We start from the raw sequence: 22,911 nt of genomic DNA on the forward strand, positions 1-22,911 counted from the left end.
CCGTCAGTCGTTGGCGTGCAGGGCGCTGTTGAGTTCCACGCCGGAGCCCCGGCGGGGGACGGCCTCGACGGCGCCGGTGGTGGAGTTGCGGCGGAACAGCAGGCCGGAGGCGCCCGACAGTTCGGCGGCCTTGACGACCTTTCCGTCGGGGAGGGACACCTTGGTCCCGGCGGTGACGTAGAGGCCGGCCTCCACGACGACGTCGTCGCCGAGGGAGATGCCGATGCCGCTGTTGGCGCCGAGCAGGCAGCGCTGGCCGACGGAGATGACCTGCTTGCCGCCGCCCGACAGGGTGCCCATGATCGAGGCGCCGCCGCCGACGTCGGAGCCGTCGCCCACGACGACGCCCGCCGAGATGCGGCCCTCGACCATGGACGCGCCGAGCGTGCCGGCGTTGAAGTTGACGAAGCCCTCGTGCATCACAGTCGTGCCCGAAGCCAGGTGCGCGCCCAGGCGGACGCGGTCGGCCTCGGCGATCCGGACGCCGGTCGGCACCACGTAGTCGACCATCCGCGGGAACTTGTCGACGCCGTAGACGGTCACCTGGCCGCGGCGGCGCAGGCGCAGGCGGGTCGCCTCGAAGCCCTCCACCGGGCACGGGCCGTGGTTGGTCCACACGACGTTGGACAGCAGGCCGAACACGCCGTCGAGGTTCTGCCCGTGCGGCTGGATCAGCCGGGCGGACAGCAGGTGCAGGCGGAGGTAGGCGTCGTGCGCGTCGGCCGGCGGCTCCGACAGCTTGGCGATGCCGGTCTCCACGGCGATCACCTCAACGCCGCGGTCCTCGTCGGGGCCGAGCAGCGCGGCGACCTCGGCGCCGAGGGCCTCCGCGGCCTCCTGCGGGGTCAGCCGCCGGGTGCCGGGGGAGGAGGGCTCTCCCAGCTGCGGGGAGGGGAACCAGGTGTCGAGCACGGTCCCGTCGGGGGTGATGGTCGCGATTCCGGTGCCGTGGGCACCCGAGGTCTGAGCTGCTGCGTTCACAGGGACGTTCACAGGGACCAAGAATAGTGACCTTCACCGGCCCGCAGGGGGACGGGCTCACCGCGGGGCGCCCCCGGACACCGGTAGCATCGGTTTCCTGACCACTCGATGAAGGAGCAACCGTGTCTGCCGTGCCAGAACTTCGTATCACCCTCGCCGGAGCCGAGCGTGTGGTGGCGGGGGGCACGACGTACGGCGAGGCCCTCGGCGCCGACGGCCGCTCCGTGGTCGCCGCCCGGGCCAACGGCGAGCTGAAGGACCTCGCGGCCCCGGTGGCCGCCGGTGACGTGATCGAGCCGGTCGAGGCCGGCAGCGCCGACGGCCGGGCCATCATCCGCCACTCCACCGCGCACGTCATGGCCCAGGCCGTCCAGGAGATCTTCCCCGAGGCGAAGCTGGGCATCGGCCCGCCCGTCGAGAACGGCTTCTACTACGACTTCGACGTCACCGCCCCGTTCACCCCCGAGGACCTCAAGCGCATCGAGAAGCGCATGCGCGAGATCGTCAAGCAGGGCCAGCTGTTCTCCCGTCGTCCCGTCTCCGACGACGACGCCCGCCAGGAGCTCGCCGCCGAGCCGTACAAGCTGGAGCTGATCGGGCTCAAGGGCGGCGCGGCCGACGAGGAGAGCGTCGAGGTCGGCGCCGGTCAGCTGACCATCTACGACAACCTCGACGCCAAGACCGGCGAACTGTGCTGGAAGGACCTGTGCCGCGGCCCGCACGTGCCGAGCACCCGGTCCATCCCGGCGTTCAAGCTGATGCGCTCCGGCGGCGCCTACTGGCGGGGCAGCGAGAAGAACCCGCAGCTGCAGCGCATCTACGGCACCGCCTGGGAGTCGCGCGAGAAGCAGGACGAATACCTGCACCTGCTGGAGGAGGCCGAGAAGCGCGACCACCGCAAGCTGGGCGCCGAGCTCGACCTGTTCTCCTTCCCCGACGAGCTGGGCTCGGGCCTGCCGGTCTTCCACCCCAAGGGCGGCGTGATCCGGAAGATCATGGAGGACTACTCCCGGCGCCGGCACGAGGAGGCGGGTTACTCCTTCGTCAACACCCCGCACATCACCAAGGACCACCTGTACAAGGTCTCCGGCCACCTCGACTGGTACGCCGACGGCATGTTCCCGCCCATGGAGCTGGAAGGCGCCAAGTACTACCTCAAGCCGATGAACTGCCCGATGCACAACCTGATCTTCAGGGCGCGCGGGCGGTCCTACCGTGAGCTGCCGCTGCGGCTGTTCGAGTTCGGCACGGTCTACCGCTACGAGAAGTCCGGCGTCGTGCACGGCCTGACCCGGGTGCGCGGCCTGACCCAGGACGACGCGCACATCTACTGCACCCGCGAGCAGATGCGCGACGAGCTGACCTCGCTGCTGCGCTTCGTGCTCGACCTGCTGCGCGACTACGGCCTGAGCGACTTCTACCTGGAGCTGTCCACCAAGGACCCGGTCAAGTTCGTCGGCACCGACGAGGACTGGGAGGAGGCCACCCAGACGCTGCGAGAGGTCGCCGAGTCGGAGAACCTGGAGCTCGTCCTCGACCCGGGCGGCGCGGCGTTCTACGGGCCGAAGATCTCGGTGCAGGCGCGTGACGCGATCGGCCGCTCCTGGCAGATGTCGACGATCCAGCTGGACTTCAACCTGCCGCAGCGCTTCGAGCTGGAGTACCAGTCGGCCGACGGCTCGCGCCAGCGACCCGTCATGATCCACCGGGCGCTGTTCGGCTCGATCGAGCGCTTCTTCGGCGTCCTGGTCGAGCACTACGCGGGCGCCTTCCCTCCCTGGCTCGCCCCGGTGCAGGCCGTCTGCATCCCGATCGCCGAGGCCCACGTGCCCTACCTGCAGGACGTGGCCAAGAAGGCCCGCGAGCGGGGCGTCCGGATCGAGGTCGACTCCTCCGACGACCGGATGCAGAAGAAGATCCGCAACGCGCAGAAGGCCAAGGTGCCGTTCATGCTCCTGGCGGGCGACGAGGACATCGCCAACGGCGCGATCTCCTTCCGCTTCCGCAACGGCGAGCAGAAGAACGGCGTCCCGGTCGACCAGGCGATCGACGAGATCGTCGGCGCGATCGAGCGCCGCGTCCAGGTCTGACCCGCCGAGGCGGCTTCCCGGACGACGACCGATGTCGCCCGGGAGGTCCGTGCCGCTCCCGTACGGCCCGCGCTTGCGTGAGGCGCGCCGTACTGTGAGGCGCGCCGTACTGTGAGGCGCGCCGTACTGTGAGGCGGGCCGTCGCACGAGGCGCGCCCTCCTGCGGGGGAGGCGCGTTGTCCGGTGGGCTGTGGTGGACTGGCGCCATGAACTCACCGGCAGTGCGCGCCGTCCTCGTGGTCCTGGCGGTGGCGGCGGTGCTGCTCGGGCTGGTGTGGGCCTTCCAGCGGCGCCTGATCTATCTGCCCGACCGCGGGCCGGTGCCGCCCGCCGCGCAGGTCCTTCCCGGGGCGCGAGAGGTGTCGTTCACCACCGACGACGGGCTGCGGCTCGACGCCTGGTTCGTGCCCGGCGAGCACGAGGTGACCGTGCTCGTCACCGGCGGGAACGCCGGCAACCGGTGGAACCGGGCGCCGCTGGCCCGCGCGCTGGCCGCGCACGGGCTGTCGGTGCTGCTGATGGACTACCGGGGATACGGCGGCAATCCCGGCAGCCCGACCGAGGAGGGGCTGCGCCTGGACGCGGAGGCGGCCCGGCGCTTCCTCGGCGACGTGCCGGTGATCTATTTCGGCGAGAGCCTCGGCGCGGCGGTGGCGACCCGCCTGGCCGCCGACCATCCGCCGGACGGGCTGGTGCTCCGCTCGCCCTTCACCGACCTGGCGGCGGCGGGACAGGCCAACTACCCGTTCCTGCCGGTGCGGGCGCTGCTGCGCGACCGCTTCCCGGTCGCCGAGCGGGTCGCGGGCATCCGGGTGCCGCTGGTGGTGATATACGGCACGGCCGACACGATCGTGCCGGCCGTGCAGAGCAGGGCGGTCGCCACGGCGGCCCCGGGCCCGGTCACGGTGGTCGAGATCCCCGGCGCGGGGCACAACGACATGGCGTTCCTGAACGGTCCCGAGACGGTGGGCGCCGTGACGGACCTCGCCGACCGCATCGCCGGCGCCCGCTGAGGGCGGCTCCGCCCAGAGGGCCCGCTCAGGAACACCTGGAAGGACCCGCTCAGGAGCGCCCCCGCGGAGACGACCGCCCGGCAGCACCGCCCCGGAGGCGATCACTCGGGAAGAGCGCCCTCCTCGGTCCCCGCCGGGCCCTCCTGACGGGTCTCACCCGGCAGGCGGACGTCGTCGACGGTGACGTTGACCTCGACCACGCGCATGCCCAGCATCCGGCTGACGGTGCGGGCCACGTTGGTCTTGACCTCGTTGGCCACGTCCATGACCGCGTGGCCGTACTCGGCCACGATCGTCACGTCCACGGCGACGGTGCGGTCCTGGACGTGGGCGCTGACCCCCTGGGGGCCGCGCCGGGCGCCGGTGCGCTCGCGGAGCGCGCCGATCGCCTCCGCGGGATCCTCGCCCAGGTCGGCGACCCCGGCGACCTCCAGCGTGGCCAGGGCGGCGACCTTCTCGACCACCTCGTCGGCAACCTTGATCCGGCCCTTCACCACGGCCGAGGACGTCGGCTCCGGGGTCGAGGCGACGGACATGCTCAGGGAGAACGGGCGGGGGGCTGCGGTCGTCTCGCTGACGATGGAGAGCTCCCGGGCCTCGGTCTCCTCGGTGGTCTCCTCGGCCGCGTCCTCGACGGAGAGGTCGGTCATGACGTGCTCCTCGGCTGTGTCTGTGGCACTCGCTGAATCCTGCCGGAAGTATGCCGTAAATGTCCGCTACTGCTGGACAAAACATCCCGACCAGGAGCCGCCAGAGGTCGCGGATCTGCCTCGCAATATGCTGGCCGCCATGAGCGACGAGCCGCAGCCGCAGGACGGGACCGGAGTGCCGGACGCGTTCGAGAGGCTCTGGACCCCCCACCGGATGGCGTACATCAAGGGAGAGAACAAGCCGACCGGCTCAGGGCCGGAGGACGGCTGCCCGTTCTGCGACATCCCGAAGCTGAGCGACGAGGACGGGCTGATCGTCGCCCGTGGCCGGTGGGTCTACGCCGTCCTCAACCTCTACCCCTACAACTCCGGTCACCTGCTGATCTGCCCCTACCGGCACGTCCCGGACTACACCGACCTGGACGGCGACGAGACCGCCGAGCTGGCCGGCTTCACCCAGCGCGGGCTGACCGCGCTGCGCAAGGCCAGCGGCGCGCACGGCTTCAACGTGGGCATGAACCTCGGCGTCGTGGCGGGCGCGGGCATCGCCGCCCACCTGCACCAGCACGTGGTGCCCCGGTGGGGCGGCGACACCAACTTCATGCCGGTGGTCGGCCGGACCCGGGTGCTGCCTCAGCTGTTGCGCGACACCAGGTCGCTGCTCGCCGGCTGCTGGCCCGCCGACGCGTAGGGTCCCGTACGGCGGCCGCGCAGGACCCCGACGCCCGCCGACAGCGTCAGCGGCACGGCCAGCGCCAGGGCCATGGACAGCACGGCCGCGCCCGAGTCGTTGACCAGCATGCCGACGACGCCGCTGACCAGGGTGCCGATCAGCCCGGCCCGCAGCGCGGGGGAGTACTCGAAGGCGGCCGGCAGCACTCCCGCGCTGGCCGCCCCGGGCCGCAGCAGGGCGTAGACGAGGAACGCGATCGCGACGATCACGATCGGCATGAGGTTGGGGTTGAGCAGCGTGCCCACCATCGCGCCGAACTTGCGGCCGATCACGTCCATCGCCTCCCCGCTGAACACCTGGCCGACGAACCGGCCCAGGTGGGTCTGGGAGGCGGGCGGGCGCAGATAGTCGAGGTAGGCGATCACCATCACGGTGACGCCGCCCGCCGCCACGAGCGCGCCCAGCTTGACGATCGACACGCGGCTGCCCGCCAGGAGCATCGCGGTCACCGCGATGCCCGGCACGAACGCGATCACGCCGCCGAAGTCGCTGCCCACCCCCGGCCAGCCGCCGAGGATCATCGCCGAGCAGCCGAGCACCGCCACGACGGCCACGGCCACGGCCTTGCGCCCGCCCCGGCGCGACAGCCGATGCGCGATCACCGAGGCCAGCAGCAGCACCGAGGTGGCGAACAGGGCGAAGGGGATGTTGCCCAGGCCGTAGTAGCGCGCCCCGACCACCGCCGTGTATCCCATCACGCTGTCGAGCTGCAGGGGCGTGCCGGCCAGCAGGTCACCGGCGAGCACCGCCGCGGTCACCCCCGTCACGATCGCCAGCGGGCCGAGCGGGCTGCCGCCCCGGGGCGCAGGCCGCTCGGAGGACGGCGCGGAGCCGTCCCGCCGCAGGCGCGCCCACAGCGCCGGTACGGCCAGCGCCACCACGGCCAGCAGGAGGGCGATGCCGACGATCCCGGCGGCCAGGGAGAGCAGGGGCGTGCCCGCGTGACGCCAGTCGGTGAGGTTGACCAGGTAGGTCGACACGGGCAGCGAGGCGAGGAAGACGGCGGCCGCGCGCACCAGGCCCAGCCCGCGCCCGCGGCGCAGCAGCAGGAAGGCGCCGAGATAGAAGAGCACCTGGAGGACGGCGACGGTGGTGAAGAACGCCCCGCCGATCTCCCTGATCGTCCGGCCCGCGACGTCGGCCGAGTTCAGCTCGGCCCGCGCCTGCTCGGTCCCGCCGGTACGGCTCTCGCTCACCTGCCAGGGCGACCCGACCAGTCCCTGAGGCGCGGGCAGGGCGGCCAGGGAGAGGATCGTGGCCGTGATGTCCGGCAGGATCGTGACGTCCTCGCGGTGGGTGGAGGCGGCGCCGAGGAAGCGCTCCTGCGCCTGCGCCGCCTGCCCGGCAGGTCGCATCATGGCCACCCGCAGGTGCGGCTGGGAACCGTGGTCGGACAGCCCCGCCAGCAGCACGGTGGCGTCCTCGGGCAGCACGCTGAGCACCGCCCCGGCCTTGACGTCGGCCCGCCGCAGCGCCGTCGCCCGCTCCTGGGCGGTCAGGGCCTCCTCCACCTGGGGGAGCCGGTCCCCGGTCAGGTAGGGCCGGATGAGGTCGTCCACGTCGACCGCGATCACCCCGCAGCGGGTGAGGGCCTCCGCGCGGATCTGCGCGGGGGAGGGGGCGTAGTGGTCCACCTTCCCGCCGCGGTCGGCCAGGGCCAGTGCGGCGCCCGGGCCGATCGCGAGCGTGCAGCCGCCGGCGGCGTGCACGGCCTCGCCGAGCGCGCCGGCGTTGCGCTGCCCGGCCGTCTGGAGCAGATAGTCGTAGGCGGGGATGAACGCCCCGCCGTCATCCGGCTCCGGCACCGGGGGCAGGCCGCAGCCGTACCCGACGGCGGACCTGACGCCCGCCGACACCGTCAGCCACGCGTCGTAGGGGCAGGTCACCCGGCCGACGGTGCGCACCGACAGCGAGCCGACGGCGCTCTGCCCGGCCAGCTGCCACAGGTTGGGGGTGCCCTCGGGGCTCAGGTCGCTCCACTGCAGACCGGGGACGCCGATCAGGACCACCCGCCCGCCCTCGGCGGCCGGAGCGCGTGTCACGGCCGGAGCGGGGACGGTGGCCTGCGCCGCCCCGGGCCACAGCACGCCCAGCAACAGCACGATCGCGAACAGCGTTCGCCTCACCGGTGACCTCCCGACCTTCGGCCGCATGCTGCCGTCGAATGCTCTGGCACCGTAGGGGAAGACCGGGCTCCCGTCCAGTGAACGGGCCAGACGGGCCTCAGGCGGGCGGCACGGGCGTCAACGGAGGTCTAGGGGAGCGCGGCCTTGGTCGCGGGGCTCTCGTTGTGCAGGCCGTCCAGGGCGGAGACCAGGTAGGTCCCGCGGACGCCCGCCGGCAGGGCGAAGGACTGGCGGGTCCCGCCGTTGTCGCGCACGATCGCGAGCAGGTTGCGGGCGTCGGCGACGGCGCACGAGTCCGCCTTGCCCGAGACGACCCGGTACACCGCGTAGTAGCGCGCGCCCCGCGAGGACTTCCACAGCAGGTTGGCGCCCTGGACCCGGACGTTGTCCGGCCGGTCGGGGGCGTTGCCCTCCAGGCCCTTCATCAGCGGCGGCATCGCCGGACGGGAGTACTGGCTCGCGACGATCTTGTCCATCACCCGCAGGGGGTTGGACAGCAGCTGCTTGGCGCTGAAGTAGACGTCGCCGCGGATCTCGGGGTACTTGCGGTTCAGGGTGAGGTGGGCGGGCAGCTCACCGGGCTTGGTCCAGGCGGGAGTGTCCTTGGCCCCGACCCGGTAGAGGGCCTGGCCGATGTACAGGTGCACGTCGGTGCCCCTGACCTGCTTGGCCCACCACGGCGCCAGCACGTTGTAGTCGGCGACGCGGAACCCGCGCGGCCAGTACAGCTGCGGCATGACGTAGTCGACCGTGCCCTCGCGGATCCAGTGGCGGGCGTCGGCGTAGATCGAGTCGTAGGCGGACATGCCGCTGGTGGCCGACCCGGCCGGGTCGTTGGAGGTGTTGCGCCAGATGCCGAACGGGCTGATGCCGAACTTCACCCGCTTCCTGGTCGCGTGCACGGCCTTGTCGACCTGGGCGACGAGCTTGTTGACGTTGGCCCGGCGCCAGTCGGCCAGCTTCGCCCCCCCGCCGTACCGGGCGAAGGCGGCGCCGTCGGCGAACTTCTTGCCGCCGCCGGGATAGGGGTAGAAGTAGTCGTCGAAGTGCACGCCGTCGACGTCGTAGCGCTTGACCACGTCCTTGATGACCTCGGTGACGTGGTCGCGGACCGCGGGCAGGCCCGGGTTGTAGTACAGGCGTCCCTCGTGCTTGACGACCCAGTCGGGGTGGACCTTGGCGGGGTGGGAGGCGGGCAGCTCGTTGAGGTTCGTGTCGTAGGCCGCGCGGTAGGGGTTGAACCAGGCGTGGAACTCCAGGCCGCGCTTGTGGGCCTCGGAGATCAGGAAGGGCATCGGGTCCCAGCCGGGGTCCTTGCCCGCCGTACCGGTCAGGAACTTCGACCACGGCTCCAGGGAGGAGCGGTAGAAGGTGTCGGAGGCCGGGCGCACCTGGACGAACACCGCGTTGAAGCGGCGCTTGGCCGCGGCGTCGAGGAGCTTGACGTACTCGGCCTGCTGCCGCTCGGGCGTCAGGCCCTTGCGGGAGGGCCAGTCGATGTTGTTGACGGTCGCGATCCAGACGCCGCGCAGCTGCCGCTTGGGGAACCTCGGGTCGATCGGGCACGAGGCCGCGGCGGCCACCGCCTCGGTCGTGGCCATGGCCTCGCCGGCCTCTCCCTGCGACGGCTTGGCTGCCCCGGAGCCCGGCCCGAAGGTGTAGGCGGCTGCGGCGGTGAAGGCGGCGAGGGCGGCGGCTGCGAGCAGAGGTCGTCCGGTGCGCATGGTCCTCAGTGTGGCATCGGCTTCGTGATGCTTTGGCCGAAAGAACGAAATGGTTCTGTGATGTCGTTGTGACACATGTGACTGGCGGGAGACGTGGGGCACGGGCCCGCGCCTCCCGCCGGGAGTCAGCCGGTCACCTTGTCGACCAGATGAGAGGGCAGCGGTTCATAGCGCAGGAAGGTGCGCTGGAAGGTCCCGGTGCCGTGCGACATGGACCTCAGGTCGATCGCGTACCGGGTGATCTCCAGCTCGGGCACCTCGGCCCGGACCAGGGTGCGCCCGACGCCGACCGGTTCGGTGCCCAGCACGCGGCCCCGGCGCGAGGACAGGTCGGACATCACCGAGCCGACGTAGTCGTCGGCGACCAGCACCGCCACCTCGTCGACCGGTTCCAGCAGCAGCGTCGGCACCTTGGCGGCGGCCTCCTTGAGCGCGAGCGCCCCGGCGATCTGGAAGGCCATGTCGGAGGAGTCGACCGAGTGGGCCTTGCCGTCGTAGAGCGTCACGCGGATGTCCACCATCGGATATCCGGCGACCACGCCGCGTGTCATCTGGGTGCGCACGCCCTTCTCCACCGACGGGATGAACTGGCGCGGCACCACCCCTCCGACGATCTTGTCCACGAACTCGAAACCCCCGCCTGAGGGCAGGGGTTCGACTTCCAGGTGGCAGATGGCGTACTGGCCGTGGCCGCCGGTCTGCTTGACGTTGCGGCCCATCACCTGGCATTTGCCGCCGAAGGTCTCGCGTAGCGGCACCCGCAGGTCGACTTTCTCGACCTCGACGCCGTGGCGTTTGCTCAGCCGGTCCAGCAGCACGTCGACGTGGGCCTCGCCCATGCACCAGAGCACCAGCTGCTTGGTCTCGGCGTTGTTCTCCAGCCGCAGGGTCGGGTCCTCGGCGGTCAGACGGTTCAGCGCCTGGCCGAGCTTGTCGTCGTCGGCCTTGGACCTGGCCTGGATCGCCACCGGCAGCAGCGGCTCCGGCATCGTCCAGGCGGTCATCAGCAGGGGGTTCTCCTTGTCGGAGAGGGTGTCGCCGGTCTCGGCGCGGGAGAGTTTGGCCACCGCGACGATGTCGCCGGCCACGCACTTGCCCGCGGGCCGCTGGACCTTGCCCAGCGGGGACGACAGGGCGCCGATGCGTTCGTCGACGTCGTGGTCCTCGTGCCCGCGGTCGGCCAGGCCGTGCCCGGAGACGTGCACGGTCATGTCCGGCCGCAACGTCCCGGAGAAGACCCGGACCAGGCTGATGCGGCCCACGTAGGGGTCGCTGGTGGTCTTGACGACCTCGGCGACGAGCGGGCCGTCGGGGTCGCAGACGATGCCGGACACCGGCTTGCCGTCGATCGTGGTGATCTCCGGCATGGGGTGCTCCATGGGCGAGGGGAAGCCCTGTGTGACGAGCTCCAGGATCTCAGCCGCGCCCACGCCCGTCCCGGCGGCCAGCACCGGGTAGAAGCCGCCGCGCGCGACGGCCTTCTCCAGGTCGTCGATGAGGACCTTGGTGTCGATCTGCTCGCCGGAGAGGTAGCGGTCCATGAGGGACTCGTCCTCGCTCTCCTGGATGATCCCCTCGATCAGGGCGTCGCGGTGCTCCTCGATCTGGCCCTGGTAGTCGGGGCCGGGCGCGTTCTCGGTCCGGGTGCCGGTGGCGTAGTTGTAGAACTTCTGCGACAGCAGACCGATCAGGCCGTTCACCTTGCCGTTGGTCACCACCGGCAGATAGAGCGGCGCCACGCTGTCTCCGAAGGCGTCCTGGCAGACGGTGAGGACCTCCTCGAAGTCGGCCCGCTGGTGGTCGATCTTGGTGATCACGACCGCGCGGGGCATGCCGACCGCCGCGCACTCCTCCCACAGCATCTTGGTCAGGCCGTCGATGCCCTCGGCCGCCGAGACGACGAACAGCGCCGCGTCGGCCGCCCGCAGGCCCGCGCGCAGGTCGCCGACGAAGTCGGCGTATCCGGGCGTGTCCAGGAAGTTGATCTTTATGTCGTTGTGGACGACCGGGGCCACAGTGAGGTTCACCGAGCGCTGCTGGCGCATCTCGACCTCGTCGAAGTCGCTGACGGTGGTCCCGTCCTCGATCCTGCCGGTCCGCTGGATCGTCTTCGTCGCCGCCAGGAGTGACTCGACCAGGGTCGTCTTGCCCGCTCCCGAGTGGCCGACCAGCACCACGTTGCGCACCATGTCAGGCCGGTCGGCCATAGGTGCCCTGCCGGCGGCTCCCGCAGCGCCTGTCGTTCTTTCCGCCATCTCGCCTCCCGTGTCGTTGCATGGGGGTCGTCGCGAGGGCGCGGTCGCACGCGGCCACGCCCTCGGGTCCGCTGCCGCGTCCGGACACCGCTAGGACGCGGTGTGTTCACCAAATACCCATGTGGCGAATATCACAAGGGGGCTGGCCGTATCGGCGCCGGATCACGCCGGACGCGCGTCCGGTGGCAGGTTGGCCTACGATCAGTAGCGCGATGCTGAAACTTCTGCGCCCCGCCGTCACCCGAGTCCTGACCCCCCTGGGCAGGGCGCTCGTAAAGCGGGGCATCGGCCCTGACGCGATCACCGCGGTGGGCACGCTGGGCACGGTCGCCGCGGCACTGTTCTTCTATCCCCGAGGCCAGCTGTTCGCGGGCACGATGGTGATCACGTTCTTCGTGCTGGCCGACCTCCTCGACGGCGTCATGGCCCGGATGACGGGGCCCGGCAGCGTCTGGGGGGCCTTCCTCGACTCGACCCTCGACCGGGTGGGCGACGCCGCGATCTTCTCGGGGATCCTGCTCTGGTTCGTCGTGAGCGACGAGATGGTGCTGGCCGGGGTGGCGCTGTTCTGCCTCGTGGCCGGGGCGCTGGTGTCCTACGTCAAGGCCAGGGCCGAGGGCCTGGGCCTGACGTGCGACGTCGGCCTCGCCGAGCGGCCCGAGCGCCTGGTGGTGGGCCTGGTCTCGATCGGCCTGTCCGGCCTCGGCGTGCCGTACATCCTGCCCGTGGGGCTGTGGCTGCTGGCCGTCGCCAGCGCGGTCACAGTCGTCCAGCGGCTCCTGCACGTCCGCCGCCAGGCGGCCTCCGCCCCGCCCCGACCCCTCCGCTGACCGGGAGAGCCATGATCGAGCTTGTCGAGATCATCAATAGACACAGCACCTTGGTCAGGCGACCGACGAAGGAGGGCGCATGACCGAGAAGCCGTCCCTGCAGGATCGTCTTGTCGCGGCCGGGTTCGGCGCGGGCTGGGCGATCGTCCCCCATATCCCCGAACGCCTGGCCTCCCGGGCCTTCGACGCCGCGGCCGACCGGCTGTGGAAGCGGCGCGGCAGGTCGGTGCTCCGGCTGGAGGCCAACCTCGCCCGGGTCAAGGGGACCTCGCCCGAGGATCCGGCGATCCGGGAGCTGAGCCGCCGGGGCATGCGCTCCTACTTCCGCTACTTCCACGAGGTCTTCCGCCTGCCGTCCATCCCGCGGGAGGAGGTCGTCGCCCGCATGCACGTCACCGGTGCGGAGCGGATCTTCGACAACCTCGACAAGGGGCGCGGCGTGGTGCTGGCCCTGCCGCACATGGGCAACTGGGACCAGGCCGGCGCCTGGCTCATCGGCGCCTCGGGGATGCCGTTCACGACCGTGGCCGAACGGCTCAAGCCCGAGTCGCTGTTCCGCCGCTACACCGCCTTCCGCGAAGGGCTCGGCATGGAGGTGCTCCCGCTGACCGGGGGCGACGGCCACAACTTCGGCACGCTGGCCCAGCGGCTGCGCGCCGGCCGGGCGGTGGCCCTGCCCGCCGAGCGCGACCTGACCGCCAAGGGGGTGGAGGTGCAGTTCTTCGGCGCCGCCACCCGCATGCCGGCGGGCCCGGCGCTGCTGGCCGTGCACACCGGAGCCGCCCTGCTGCCCGCGCTGCCGTACTTCCACGGCCGCGACTGGGGCCTGGACATCGCCGAGGAGATCGAGGTGCCCGCCGAGGGCACCCGCCAGGAGAAGGCGGCCATCGTCCTGCAGAGCCTGGCCATGGCCTTCGAGAAGGGCATCTCCGAGCACCCGGAGGACTGGCACATGCTCCAGCGCCTGTGGCTGGAGGACCTGGAGCCCAGGCCGGCGAGCGAGCGATGAGGGTCGGCATCGTCTGCCCGTACACATGGGATGTGCCGGGCGGTGTCCAGGCGCACATCCGTGACCTCGCCGAGGCGCTCATCGAGGACGGCCACCAGGTCGAGGTGATCGCGCCGGCCGCCGACGACGCGCCGCTGCCCTCCTACGTGACCCCGGCCGGCCGGGCCGTGCCCGTCCCCTACAACGGGTCGGTGGCGCGCCTGGCGTTCGGGTTCCTGTCGGCCAACCGGGTGCGCCGGTGGATCCGCGAGGGCCGCTTCGACGTGCTCCACGTGCACGAGCCGTTCGTGCCCAGCCTGGGCGTCCTGGCCTGCTGGGCGGCCAAGGGGCCGATCGTGGCCACCTTCCACGCCTCCTACCCGCGCTCGCGGGCGCTGTCGGTCTCGGCGCCGGTCCTGCAGAGCGCGGTCGAGAAGATCACCGGCAGGATCGCCGTGTCGGACGCCGCGCGCAAGACCCTCGTCGAGCACATGGGCGGCGACGCCGTGCTCATCCCCAACGGGGTGACGGTCAGCCGCTACGCCGAGGCCGAGCCGCTGCCCGGCTGGGACGACGGCGAGGTGATCGGCTTCCTGGGCCGGATGGACGAGCCGCGCAAGGGCCTGCCCGTGCTGCTGGAGGCCTTCGCGCTGCTGGCGCCGGAGCGGCCGCAGCTGCGCCTGCTGATCGCCGGTCCGGGCGACGCCGACGAGGTGATGGAGAAGGTCCCCGCGCGCTTCCGCGACCGGGTCGGCCTGCTCGGCATGGTCAGCGAGGAGGACAAGGTCCGCGCCTACCACTCGGTGGACGTCTTCTGCGCGCCGAACCTGGGCGGGGAGAGCTTCGGCATCGTGCTCACCGAGGCGATGTCCGCCGGGGCGGCGATCCTGGCCAGCGACATCCCGGCCTTCCGCAGGGTCCTGGACGACGGCCAGGCCGGCGCGCTGTTCGAGACGGGCGACGCCGCCTCGCTCGCCCGCGAGGCCGCGGCGCTGCTGGACGACCCCGCCCGCCGGGCCAAGCTGTCGGACGAGGCCCGCACCGCGGTGTGGAAGTACGACTGGTCCACGGTCGCGCGCGACGTCGTACGCGTCTACGAGACGGTGGCGAGCACGGGCGTGGTCGAGGAGGACGACAGACCGTGATCGAGCGAGCCGTAGACACAGCAGTACCGCGAACGCGGCCGACGGAGGAGGCCGTGAGTGAGCGGAGCGAGCGAGCCGTAGACACAGCAGTACCGCGAACGCGGCCGACGGAGGAGGCCGCGTGAGTACCACGTTGATCCTGGTGGTGGGTGCGATCGTGGTGCTCACCGCCGTCTACGTCTCCTGGCGGGCGGGCCGGCTGGACCGGCTGCACATCCGGCTGGAGCTGGCCCGCGAGTCCCTGGACGCGGCGCTGGTACGGCGGGCCGCCGTCTGCCTGGAACTGGCTGCCTCCCGCATCCTGGACCCCGCCACCAGCCTGGTGCTGGCCGCCGCCGCCCACGAGGCCCGTACGGCGGGCCCCGAGGAACGCGAGCACGCCGAGAGCGACCTGTCGCGCACCCTGCGCGCGGTGCTCGACCAGGAGCGCTTCCGCGAGAAGCTGGCCGAGACCGCGGCGGGTCCCGAACTGCTGGAGGAGCTCGACGCGGCGGTGGCCAAGGTCGTCTACGCCCGCCGCTTCTACAACAACGCCGTCGGCGTCACCCGCTCCGCCCAGCGGCGATGGCTGGCCCGGACCCTGCGGCTGGCCGGGCACACCGCCTACCCGGACTTCTTCGAGATCGACGACGACCCCCCGTCGGCGATGGCGGCCGAGTAGGCCCTGCGCGCCGGACCCGCCCGCACGGGTTCGGCGACCTGGCCGAAGCCGCGTATGTGACAACTCGGGCGAAGGTAAGCTCTTGGGGATTTCAGGCTTGATATGAGGAGATGAGCCGTGCGGGTCCCCAGGATGATCACCGTTACGCTGGCCGGAGCGGCGGTTCTGGCCCCGGCCGCGGCCTGCTCGTCCGAGGATCCCCCCGCCCCGGGCAAGGCCCCGCAGGCGGCCACCGCCCCGGCCGCCACCCCCACCGCCGAGCAGCCGACCCACCCCTTCACCGGACTGCCCGGCTCGGCCCGCCGTCCCGTGCTCGCGGTGAAGATCGAGAACACCGCCGCGGGCAAGCCCCAGCTCGGGCTCAAGAGCGCGGACATCGTCTACGTCACGCAGGTCGAGGCCGGTCTGACCCGGTTGATCGCCGTCTTCTCCTCGAAGATCCCCGCCAAGATCGGCCCGGTCCGCAGCGCCCGCATCACGGACCTGCGCGTCGTCCCGCAGTTCGGCAAGCCCGCCTTCGCCTACTCCGGCGCGCAGACCAAGATGCTCCCGCACATCGCGGCCGCCTCGCTGTTCGACGTCTCCGACAGCCGCGCCCCCGGGGCCTACTTCCGCCAGCCCGGCCGCTACGCGCCCTACAACCTGTTCGCCAACACCAAGCAGCTGCTGGCCGGGGCGCCCAAGGCGAGCAGGGCCAAGGACATCGGCTTCACCTTCGGGGAGGCCCCCGCCGAGGGCGGGACGCCCAGGAAGTTCTTCAACGTCAAGTACCCGGCCGCCCGCTTCACCTTCGGCTGGTCGGAGAAGGCCGGAAAGTGGCTGATCTGGCAGGACGGCAAGAAGGACATGGCCGCCGAGGGCGGCCAGCTCGCCGCCCCGACGATCGTCGTGCAGTACGCCAGGACCGTGCGCTCGGAGTTCCACGACAAGAACCAGAGCTACACGCCGCTGGTGCACACCGTCGGCAAGGGGCGGGCGGTCGTGCTCCGCGACGGCCAGGTGTTCAAGGCCAGGTGGTCGCGGCCCACGGAGAAGGACGGCACCGTCTTCACGACCGAGAGCGGCGAGCCGATGAACTTCGCCCCCGGGCAGGTCTGGGTCGTGCTGGCCGCGCCCAAGCCCGTGATTCCCTGAGTTCCGCGCCCGCCGCCGAGCCGTACATGATGTCCAACATGGGCGGGCGAGCGCGACAAGGTGGCATGTAAGGGAATAGGCGGACGACCGCCTACGATGAAGACGTGGTGGCCGCCGTTCTCCTGGTCGGCCCCGATCCGCAGCAACCAGCCGTCGTGAGGTAGAGACCGTGTCCAGCAGCACGCCCGAAGTCACCGAGACCACCGTCACCGGAACCGCCCGGGTCAAGCGCGGTATGGCCGAGATGCTCAAGGGCGGCGTCATCATGGACGTCGTCACCGCGGAGCAGGCAAAGATCGCCGAGGACGCCGGCGCCGTCGCCGTCATGGCGCTGGAGCGCGTGCCCGCCGACATCCGCGCGCAGGGCGGCGTCTCCCGGATGAGCGACCCGGACATGATCGAGAGCATCATCAACTCCGTCTCCATCCCGGTCATGGCCAAGGCCCGCATCGGCCACTTCGTCGAGGCGCAGGTGCTGCAGTCGCTCGGCGTCGACTACATCGACGAGTCCGAGGTCCTCACCCCGGCCGACTACGCCAATCACATCGACAAGTGGCAGTTCACCGTGCCCTTCGTCTGCGGCGCGACCAACCTGGGCGAGGCGCTGCGCCGCATCACCGAGGGCGCGGCCATGATCCGCTCCAAGGGCGAGGCCGGCACCGGCGACGTCTCCAACGCCGTCACCCACATGCGCACCATCCGCGCCGAGCTCCGCCGCCTGTCCTCCCTGCCCGAGGACGAGCTGTACGTCGCGGCCAAGGAGCTGCAGGCGCCGTACGAACTGGTGGCCGAGGTCGCCAAGACCGGCAAGCTGCCCGTCGTGCTGTTCACCGCGGGCGGCATCGCCACCCCGGCCGACGCCGCCATGATGATGCAGCTCGGCGCCGAGGGCGTGTTCGTCGGCTCGGGCATCTTCAAGTCCGGCAACCCGGCCCAGCGCGCCGCCGCCATCGTCAAGGCCACCACCTTCCACGACGACCCCGACGTCATCGCCAAGGTCTCCCGCGGCCTGGGCGAGGCCATGGTCGGCATCAACGTCGACGAGATCCCGGTCCCGCACCGCCTGGCCGAGCGCGGCTGGTAGCCGGAGGCCGTACCCCGCAGGGCCGCAGGGAGATCGGGCCCGCGGGAGGACCGGATCCGCAGAAAGATCAGGTCCGCAGAAAGATCAGGTCCGCAGAAAGATTCCGTCAAAGGCGGCGTCCCCTCGGGGGCGCCGCCTTTGACGTGTCCGGAAATTCCGCTCAACTGTCGTCACCTCCCGAAGCCACCGGCGCCCGCGCCCCGATCGCTCCGGGAGGACGAACCCCATGCCCCTGCTCACCCGGCGTTCCTTCCTCGTCACCGGGATCGCCGGTCTGGCCGGGACCGCCACGGCCACAGGCGCGGTCGCGAGTGCGGTCACGGGCTTCCCCGTCGCGGCCGCTGTCCCGGCCTCGCGCCTGCGCACCGACCCCTTCACGCTCGGGGTGGCCTCGGGCGACCCGGGCCCCGGCGGGTTCGTGATCTGGACCCGGCTGGCGCCCCGGCCGCTGGCCGAGGACGGCAGGGGAGGCATGCCCGCGCGGCCGTTCTCCGTGCGCTGGCAGATCTACGCCGACGAGAGGGGCCGCCGGGTCGTACGGCGCGGCGAGACGACGGCGGCGCCCGCCTGGGGGCACAGCGTGCACGTCGAGGTCGACGGGCTGCGGGCCGACCGGGACTACTGGTACCGCTTCAAGGCGGGCCGTCACGTGTCCCCGATGGGCCGGGCCAGGACCGCCCCGCACCGGACGTCGTACGGCTCCGGCCTGACGATGGCCTTCGCCTCGTGCGCGCAGTACGAGCACGGCTACTTCACCGCCTACCGGCGTCTGGCCGAGGAACGGCCCGACCTGATCCTGCACCTGGGCGACTACCAGTACGAGCACCGCGCCGGCGGCTATGTCATACCCGGAGGGAGCGTCCGCCTGCACGAGGGCCCGGAGACCGAGACCCTCGCCGACTACCGGCAGCGGCACGCCCTCTACAAGACCGACCCCGACCTGCAGGCCGCGCACGCGGCGGCGCCCTGGCTGGTCGTCTGGGACGACCACGACCTGGACAACAACTGGGCGGGCGCGGTGCCGGAGCGGCAGGGCGGCCCCCAGGCCCGCTTCCGCAGGCGCCGCAGGGCGGCCTTCCGGGCCTACTACGAGAACATGCCGCTGCGCCGCCGCTCCGTCCCGCGCGGTGCCGACATGCAGCTCTACCGGCGGGTCAGGTGGGGGCGGCTGGCCACCTTCCACATGCTCGACACCCGGCAGTACCGCAGCGACCAGGCCTGCGGGGACGGTTACCGCAACTGCCCGCAGGCCGCGGACCCGGCCCGCTCGATCATCGGCGGGGAGCAGGAGCGCTGGCTGCTGCGGGGCCTGCGCCACTCGCGGGCGCAGTGGGACATCATCGGCCAGCAGGTCTTCTTCGCCCAGCGCGACAGCGACACCGGTTCGGCGAAGATCACCAGCCAGGACGCCTGGGACGGCTACGTCACCTCCCGGCGGCGGATCACCCAGGGCTGGCTGGACGCCGGGGTACGCAATCCGGTGGTGCTCACCGGCGACGTGCACGCCCACTGGGCCGGGGATCTCAAGCTCGACTACGACGATCCGGCGGCACCGGCGGTGGGCGCGGAGCTGGTGACCTCCTCGATCAGCACCGGCGGGGACGGCGGCGACTCCGACCCGGCGACCCACCCGTTCCTGGCCGCGAACCCGCACCTGAGGTTCTACAACAACCAGCGCGGCTACGTGATCACCAAGATCGGGCGCGGCCTGCTCAGCGCGGACTTCAAGGTGCTGGCGCGGGTGACGCGGCCGGGCGCCCGGGCGTACACCAGGGCGAGGTTCCTCGTAGAGGACGGGATCCCCGGGGTCCGGCAGGCCTACCTGCGCCCGCCCGACGACCGGGCCGCGCAGGCCGCCGCGGAGGAGCAGGCCTGATCCGGTCCCGCGGCGGGGGAGCGGGCCGGGCCCGCGTCCGCGAGGGCCGGCCCCATCCAGCCGCCGGGTTCGGCTCCGCATCCGCCGGGGTCGGTCCCTCCGTCGGTCAGGTTCGGCCCCGTATCCGCCGGGTCCGGCCCCGTGTCCACGACAGATGCTGACTTTTCCACGTCGATCGGAGTTCATTCCCCTGTCATGATCCTCCGCCAGGCTACGGGTGCCCGCGCCTGATCATCCCGGGAGGCCCCCTTGTCCCAGCTCAGCCGCCGTTCGTTCCTCGTCACCGGCATCGCGGCGGGCGCCGTGGCCGGTGTCCCCGCCGCGCGCGCCGCCTCCGGGCGGGCGGGCGGCTCCCGGCCCTCCCGGGAGCTGAAGTCCGACCCCTTCACGCTCGGGGTGGCCTCGGGCGACCCCGACGCCGACGGCTTCGTGATCTGGACCCGGCTGGCGCCGCAGCCGCTGGCCGAGGACGGCATGGGGGGCGTGCCCGCGCGGCCGTTCCGGGTCCACTGGCAGGTCTACGCCGACGAGGCGGGCCGCAAGGTCCTGCGGCACGGCGTGGCCACGGCGGCGCCGGAGTGGGGGCACAGCGTGCACGTCGAGGTCGACGGACTCTTCTCCGACCGGGACTACTGGTACCGCTTCCGGGTCGGCCCGCACGTCTCGCCCATGGGCCGGGCCAGGACCGCCCCGCACCCGCTGGCGTACGGCTCCGGCCTGACGATGGCCTTCGCCTCGTGCGCGCAGTACGAGCACGGCCACTTCACCGCCTACCGGCGCCTGGCCGAGGAGCACCCGGATCTGGTGATCCACCTGGGCGACTACCAGTACGAGTACCAGCGTGACACCTACACGATCCCGGGCGGCAACATCCGTCACCACGAGGGCCCGGAGACCGAGACCCTCGCCGACTACCGGCAGCGGCACGCCCAGTACAAGACCGACCCCGACCTGCAGGCGGCCCACGCCGCGGCGCCCTGGCTGGTCGTCTGGGACGACCACGAGCTGGACAACAACTGGGCCGACGAGGTGCCGGAGAAGCCCGAGATCCCGCAGCCGGACTTCCCGGCCCGCCGCGAGGCCGCCTTCCGCGCGTACTACGAGAACATGCCGCTGCGCCGCGCGTCCGTGCCCAGAGGGATCGACATGCAGCTCTACCGGCGGATCCGGTGGGGACGGCTGGCCACCTTCCACATGCTCGACACCCGGCAGTACCGCAGCGACCAGGGCTGCGGCGACGGCTACGACGACTGCCCGGAGGCGGTCGACCCGGCCCGCTCGATCACCGGGCAGGAGCAGGAGCGCTGGCTGATCGAGGGCTTCCACCGCTCGCGGGCGCAGTGGGACATCATCGGCCAGCAGGTCTTCTTCGCCCAGCGCGACAACAACGCCGGACCCGCCAAGATCACCAGCCAGGACGCCTGGGACGGCTACGTCGCCTCGCGGCAGCGCATCACGCAGGGCTGGGTGGACGCGGGAGTGCGCAATCCGGTGGTGCTCACCGGCGACGTGCACGCCCACTGGGCCAGCGACCTCAAGCTCGACTACGACGACCCGACGACCCGCACGGTCGGCTCGGAGCTGGTCACCTCCTCGATCAGCACCGGCGGCGACGGCCGGGACTCCGACCCGGCGACCCACCCGTTCCTGACCATCAACCCGCACCTGAGGTTCTACAACAACCAGCGCGGCTACGTGATCACCAAGATCGGGCGCGAGCTGCTCACCGCGGACTTCAAGGTGCTGCCCCAGGTCACCCGGCCGGGTGCGGCGGCGCACACCAGGGCGACGTTCGTGATCGAGGACCGGGTGCCGGGCGTGCAGCAGACGTACCTGCGCCCGCTCGACCCCCAGGCCAGGACGCTGCCGCCGCAGGACCAGATCCAGGAGACGGTGGACCTGGAGACCAGGCGTCCCTGACGGGCGGAGACCGGCCGTCCCTGACGGGCGGACGGGCGTGAAGGCGGGGCGGTGGCCGTACGGCTGCCGCCCCGTTCCGGTTCGCGGGGGTGGTTCCGGTTCGCGGGGATGAAGACGAATGTCCGGCACGTTGAACAGCAGGGACTACCCTCTAAGGCGAATCTGACGAGCCGGACGAAAGGATGACCGTGCCCACGATCGGTGTGTTCGCCCTCCAGGGGGACGTACGCGAGCATGTGCGCTCGCTGGAGGAGGCGGGCGCGAAGGCGGTGCCCGTACGGCGGCCCGCCGAGCTCGATGCCGTCGACGGGATGGTCATCCCCGGCGGGGAGTCCACCACGATGTGGAAGCTCGCCGAGACCTTCGACCTGCTCGAGCCCCTGCGGATGCGGATCAAGAACGGCATGCCCGCCTACGGGTCCTGCGCGGGCATGATCATGCTCGCCGACCGGATCGAGGGCGGCATCGAGGGACAGCGGACCGTCGGCGGCATCGACATGACGGTCCGCCGCAACGCCTTCGGGCGTCAGGTCGACTCCTTCGAGGCCGACATCGACTTCGCCGGCCGCGGCGCGCTGCGCGCGGTGTTCATCCGCGCTCCCTGGGTCGAATCCGTCGGGCCGGAGGTCGAGGTGCTGGCGCTGGCCGAACCTGGGGATAGGATCGTCGCGGTCCGCCAGGGACCGCTGCTCGCCACGTCGTTCCACCCGGAACTCACTCCGGACGCGGGCGTGCATTCATACTTCGTTGAGATGGTTAGGGAGCTTTAGCCGATGTCGGGCCACTCCAAATGGGCGACGACCAAGCACAAGAAGGCCGCGCTCGACTCCAAGCGCGGCAAGCTGTTCGCCAAGCTCATCAAGAACATCGAGGTCGCGGCCCGGACCGGAGGTCCCGACCCGGACGGCAACCCGACGCTGTACGACGCCATCACCAAGGCGCGCAAGAGCTCGGTCCCGATCGACAACATCGAGCGCGCCCGCAAGCGCGGCGGCGGTCTCGAGGCCGGCGGCGCCGACTGGCAGACCATCATGTACGAGGGCTACGCCCCCGGCGGCGTCGCGGTGCTGATCGAGTGCCTCACCGACAACCGCAACCGGGCGGCCTCCGAGGTCCGCGTCGCGCTGACCCGCAACGGCGGCTCCCTGGCCGACCCCGGCTCGGTCTCCTACATGTTCAACCGCAAGGGCGTCGTGATCGTGCCCAAGGGCGAGCTGAGCGAGGACGACGTGCTGACGGCCGTCCTCGACGCCGGCGCCGAGGAGGTCAACGACCTCGGCGAGGCCTACGAGGTCGTCTCCGAGGCCGGTGACCTCGTCCCGGTCCGCAAGGCCCTGCAGGACGCCGGGATCGACTACGACTCGGCCGAGTCCAGCTTCATGCCGACCATGAACATCCAGCTCGACGAGGAGGGCGCCCGCAAGGTGTTCCGGCTCATCGACGCGCTGGAGGACAGCGACGACGTCCAGAACGTCTGGTCGAACGCCGACGTCTCCGACGAGGTCCTGGAGAAGCTCGACGCCTGATCCGGGGTGACACCCGCTGCCCGGCCCGAGAAGGGACGCCCCTTCCGGGATCCGGGCGGTCGGCGTGCGCGGGACCCTGCAGCTGAACGCTCCGGACCCCGTACCGGCATGCTGCACACCTCCTCCGGCCCGGCCTCCTCCGGCACGTTCCGCCGGGTACGGGGTGCCGGGCGGC

18 protein-coding genes are annotated in these 22,911 nt (G+C 71.7%); 13 read left to right on the forward strand and 5 right to left on the reverse strand.

Annotated features, from left to right (window positions below; all coding sequences use genetic code 11):
- Nucleotides 1–3: 3 nt before the first annotated feature.
- Nucleotides 4–993, reverse strand: a complete 990-nt coding sequence (gene dapD, locus Psi01_RS24735) for a 2,3,4,5-tetrahydropyridine-2,6-dicarboxylate N-succinyltransferase (protein WP_239127991.1) — start codon at nt 991–993, stop codon at nt 4–6.
- A 110-nt stretch (nt 994–1,103) separates the two neighbouring features.
- On the opposite strand from dapD, the gene thrS reads away from it, so the two are divergent.
- Both thrS and Psi01_RS24745 read left to right on the forward strand, forming a co-directional pair.
- The gene (gene thrS / locus Psi01_RS24740) at nt 1,104–3,071 is read left to right on the forward strand and encodes a threonine--tRNA ligase (RefSeq protein ID WP_204066475.1); all 1,968 of its coding nucleotides are present in this window, start codon (nt 1,104–1,106) and stop codon (nt 3,069–3,071) included.
- Between the two features lie 206 nt (nt 3,072–3,277).
- A complete protein-coding gene (locus Psi01_RS24745; protein ID WP_239127992.1) occupies nt 3,278–4,084 on the forward strand; it encodes an alpha/beta hydrolase in 807 nt (268 codons plus the stop codon).
- 101 nt (nt 4,085–4,185) lie between these two features.
- Here the strand turns inward: Psi01_RS24745 and Psi01_RS24750 are convergent, their stop codons facing one another.
- On the reverse strand, nt 4,186–4,734 hold the full coding sequence (locus Psi01_RS24750) for an Asp23/Gls24 family envelope stress response protein (protein ID WP_204066476.1): 549 nt from the start codon (nt 4,732–4,734) through the stop codon (nt 4,186–4,188).
- Between the two features lie 139 nt (nt 4,735–4,873).
- Between Psi01_RS24750 and Psi01_RS24755 the strand changes: the two genes are divergently transcribed.
- On the forward strand, nt 4,874–5,425 hold the full coding sequence (locus Psi01_RS24755; protein ID WP_239127993.1) for an HIT family protein: 552 nt from the start codon (nt 4,874–4,876) through the stop codon (nt 5,423–5,425).
- Here the strand turns inward: Psi01_RS24755 and Psi01_RS24760 are convergent.
- The 3 genes from Psi01_RS24760 to Psi01_RS24770 form a co-directional block, all read right to left on the reverse strand.
- Nucleotides 5,368–7,593, reverse strand: a complete 2,226-nt coding sequence (locus tag Psi01_RS24760) for a hypothetical protein (protein WP_204066478.1) — start codon at nt 7,591–7,593, stop codon at nt 5,368–5,370. The two genes, Psi01_RS24755 and Psi01_RS24760, sit on opposite strands and share 58 nt — an antisense overlap.
- A 128-nt stretch (nt 7,594–7,721) precedes the next feature.
- The gene (locus Psi01_RS24765; protein WP_204066479.1) at nt 7,722–9,317 is read right to left on the reverse strand and encodes a glycoside hydrolase family 10-like protein; all 1,596 of its coding nucleotides are present in this window, start codon (nt 9,315–9,317) and stop codon (nt 7,722–7,724) included.
- Nucleotides 9,318–9,442: 125 nt separating this feature from the next.
- Nucleotides 9,443–11,572 (reverse strand): elongation factor G-like protein EF-G2, encoded by a 2,130-nt coding sequence (locus Psi01_RS24770; protein ID WP_204066480.1) that lies wholly within the window; start codon nt 11,570–11,572, stop codon nt 9,443–9,445.
- A gap of 212 nt (nt 11,573–11,784) precedes the next feature.
- Between Psi01_RS24770 and pgsA the strand changes: the two genes are divergently transcribed.
- The 10 genes from pgsA to Psi01_RS24820 all read left to right on the forward strand — a co-directional run bounded on the left by pgsA (nt 11,785) and on the right by Psi01_RS24820 (nt 22,736).
- Nucleotides 11,785–12,402: a phosphatidylinositol phosphate synthase gene (gene pgsA / locus Psi01_RS24775; RefSeq protein WP_204066481.1), complete on the forward strand. Its 618-nt coding sequence runs from the start codon at nt 11,785–11,787 to the stop codon at nt 12,400–12,402.
- Between the two features lie 79 nt (nt 12,403–12,481).
- The gene (locus tag Psi01_RS24780) at nt 12,482–13,411 is read left to right on the forward strand and encodes a phosphatidylinositol mannoside acyltransferase (protein ID WP_204066482.1); all 930 of its coding nucleotides are present in this window, start codon (nt 12,482–12,484) and stop codon (nt 13,409–13,411) included.
- Nucleotides 13,408–14,535, forward strand: coding sequence for a glycosyltransferase family 4 protein (locus Psi01_RS24785; protein WP_204066483.1), 1,128 nt, complete (start codon nt 13,408–13,410; stop codon nt 14,533–14,535). The genes Psi01_RS24780 and Psi01_RS24785 overlap by 4 nt, the downstream gene beginning before the upstream one ends.
- A 121-nt stretch (nt 14,536–14,656) precedes the next feature.
- Nucleotides 14,657–15,196 (forward strand): hypothetical protein, encoded by a 540-nt coding sequence (locus Psi01_RS24790; RefSeq protein WP_204066484.1) that lies wholly within the window; start codon nt 14,657–14,659, stop codon nt 15,194–15,196.
- Between the two features lie 117 nt (nt 15,197–15,313).
- On the forward strand, nt 15,314–16,330 hold the full coding sequence (locus tag Psi01_RS24795) for a DUF3048 domain-containing protein (protein ID WP_275424594.1): 1,017 nt from the start codon (nt 15,314–15,316) through the stop codon (nt 16,328–16,330).
- A gap of 169 nt (nt 16,331–16,499) precedes the next feature.
- Nucleotides 16,500–17,414: a pyridoxal 5'-phosphate synthase lyase subunit PdxS gene (gene pdxS, locus Psi01_RS24800; RefSeq protein WP_204066485.1), complete on the forward strand. Its 915-nt coding sequence runs from the start codon at nt 16,500–16,502 to the stop codon at nt 17,412–17,414.
- A 226-nt stretch (nt 17,415–17,640) separates the two neighbouring features.
- Complete coding sequence (locus Psi01_RS24805) at nt 17,641–19,290, forward strand: alkaline phosphatase D family protein (RefSeq protein WP_204066486.1); 1,650 nt, start codon at nt 17,641–17,643, stop codon at nt 19,288–19,290.
- A gap of 249 nt (nt 19,291–19,539) precedes the next feature.
- Nucleotides 19,540–21,210 (forward strand): alkaline phosphatase D family protein, encoded by a 1,671-nt coding sequence (locus Psi01_RS24810; protein ID WP_204066487.1) that lies wholly within the window; start codon nt 19,540–19,542, stop codon nt 21,208–21,210.
- A gap of 182 nt (nt 21,211–21,392) precedes the next feature.
- Nucleotides 21,393–21,980 carry a pyridoxal 5'-phosphate synthase glutaminase subunit PdxT gene (gene pdxT / locus Psi01_RS24815; RefSeq protein ID WP_275424595.1) on the forward strand — a complete coding sequence of 196 codons (588 nt, stop codon included), beginning with the start codon at nt 21,393–21,395 and terminating at the stop codon, nt 21,978–21,980.
- 3 nt (nt 21,981–21,983) lie between these two features.
- Entirely contained in the window at nt 21,984–22,736 is a 753-nt protein-coding gene (locus tag Psi01_RS24820; protein WP_204066489.1) for a YebC/PmpR family DNA-binding transcriptional regulator, read from the forward strand.
- Nucleotides 22,737–22,911 lie beyond the last annotated feature (175 nt).

Source organism: Paraplanobispora siamensis, from assembly GCF_016863175.1.
Taxonomy (GTDB): Bacteria; Actinomycetota; Actinomycetes; order Streptosporangiales; family Streptosporangiaceae; genus Planobispora; species Planobispora siamensis.

Coding starts and splice junctions, on each gene's coding strand:
- Psi01_RS24745 (WP_239127992.1), top strand. CDS start 3,278: ATGAACTCACCGGCAGTGCGCGCCGTCCTCGTGGTCCTGGCGGTGGCG.
- Psi01_RS24750 (WP_204066476.1), bottom strand. CDS start 4,734: ATGACCGACCTCTCCGTCGAGGACGCGGCCGAGGAGACCACCGAGGAG.
- Psi01_RS24755 (WP_239127993.1), top strand. CDS start 4,874: ATGAGCGACGAGCCGCAGCCGCAGGACGGGACCGGAGTGCCGGACGCG.
- Psi01_RS24765 (WP_204066479.1), bottom strand. CDS start 9,317: ATGCGCACCGGACGACCTCTGCTCGCAGCCGCCGCCCTCGCCGCCTTC.
- Psi01_RS24770 (WP_204066480.1), bottom strand. CDS start 11,572: ATGGCGGAAAGAACGACAGGCGCTGCGGGAGCCGCCGGCAGGGCACCT.
- pgsA (WP_204066481.1), top strand. CDS start 11,785: ATGCTGAAACTTCTGCGCCCCGCCGTCACCCGAGTCCTGACCCCCCTG.
- Psi01_RS24780 (WP_204066482.1), top strand. CDS start 12,482: ATGACCGAGAAGCCGTCCCTGCAGGATCGTCTTGTCGCGGCCGGGTTC.
- Psi01_RS24785 (WP_204066483.1), top strand. CDS start 13,408: ATGAGGGTCGGCATCGTCTGCCCGTACACATGGGATGTGCCGGGCGGT.
- Psi01_RS24805 (WP_204066486.1), top strand. CDS start 17,641: ATGCCCCTGCTCACCCGGCGTTCCTTCCTCGTCACCGGGATCGCCGGT.
- pdxT (WP_275424595.1), top strand. CDS start 21,393: ATGACCGTGCCCACGATCGGTGTGTTCGCCCTCCAGGGGGACGTACGC.
- Psi01_RS24820 (WP_204066489.1), top strand. CDS start 21,984: ATGTCGGGCCACTCCAAATGGGCGACGACCAAGCACAAGAAGGCCGCG.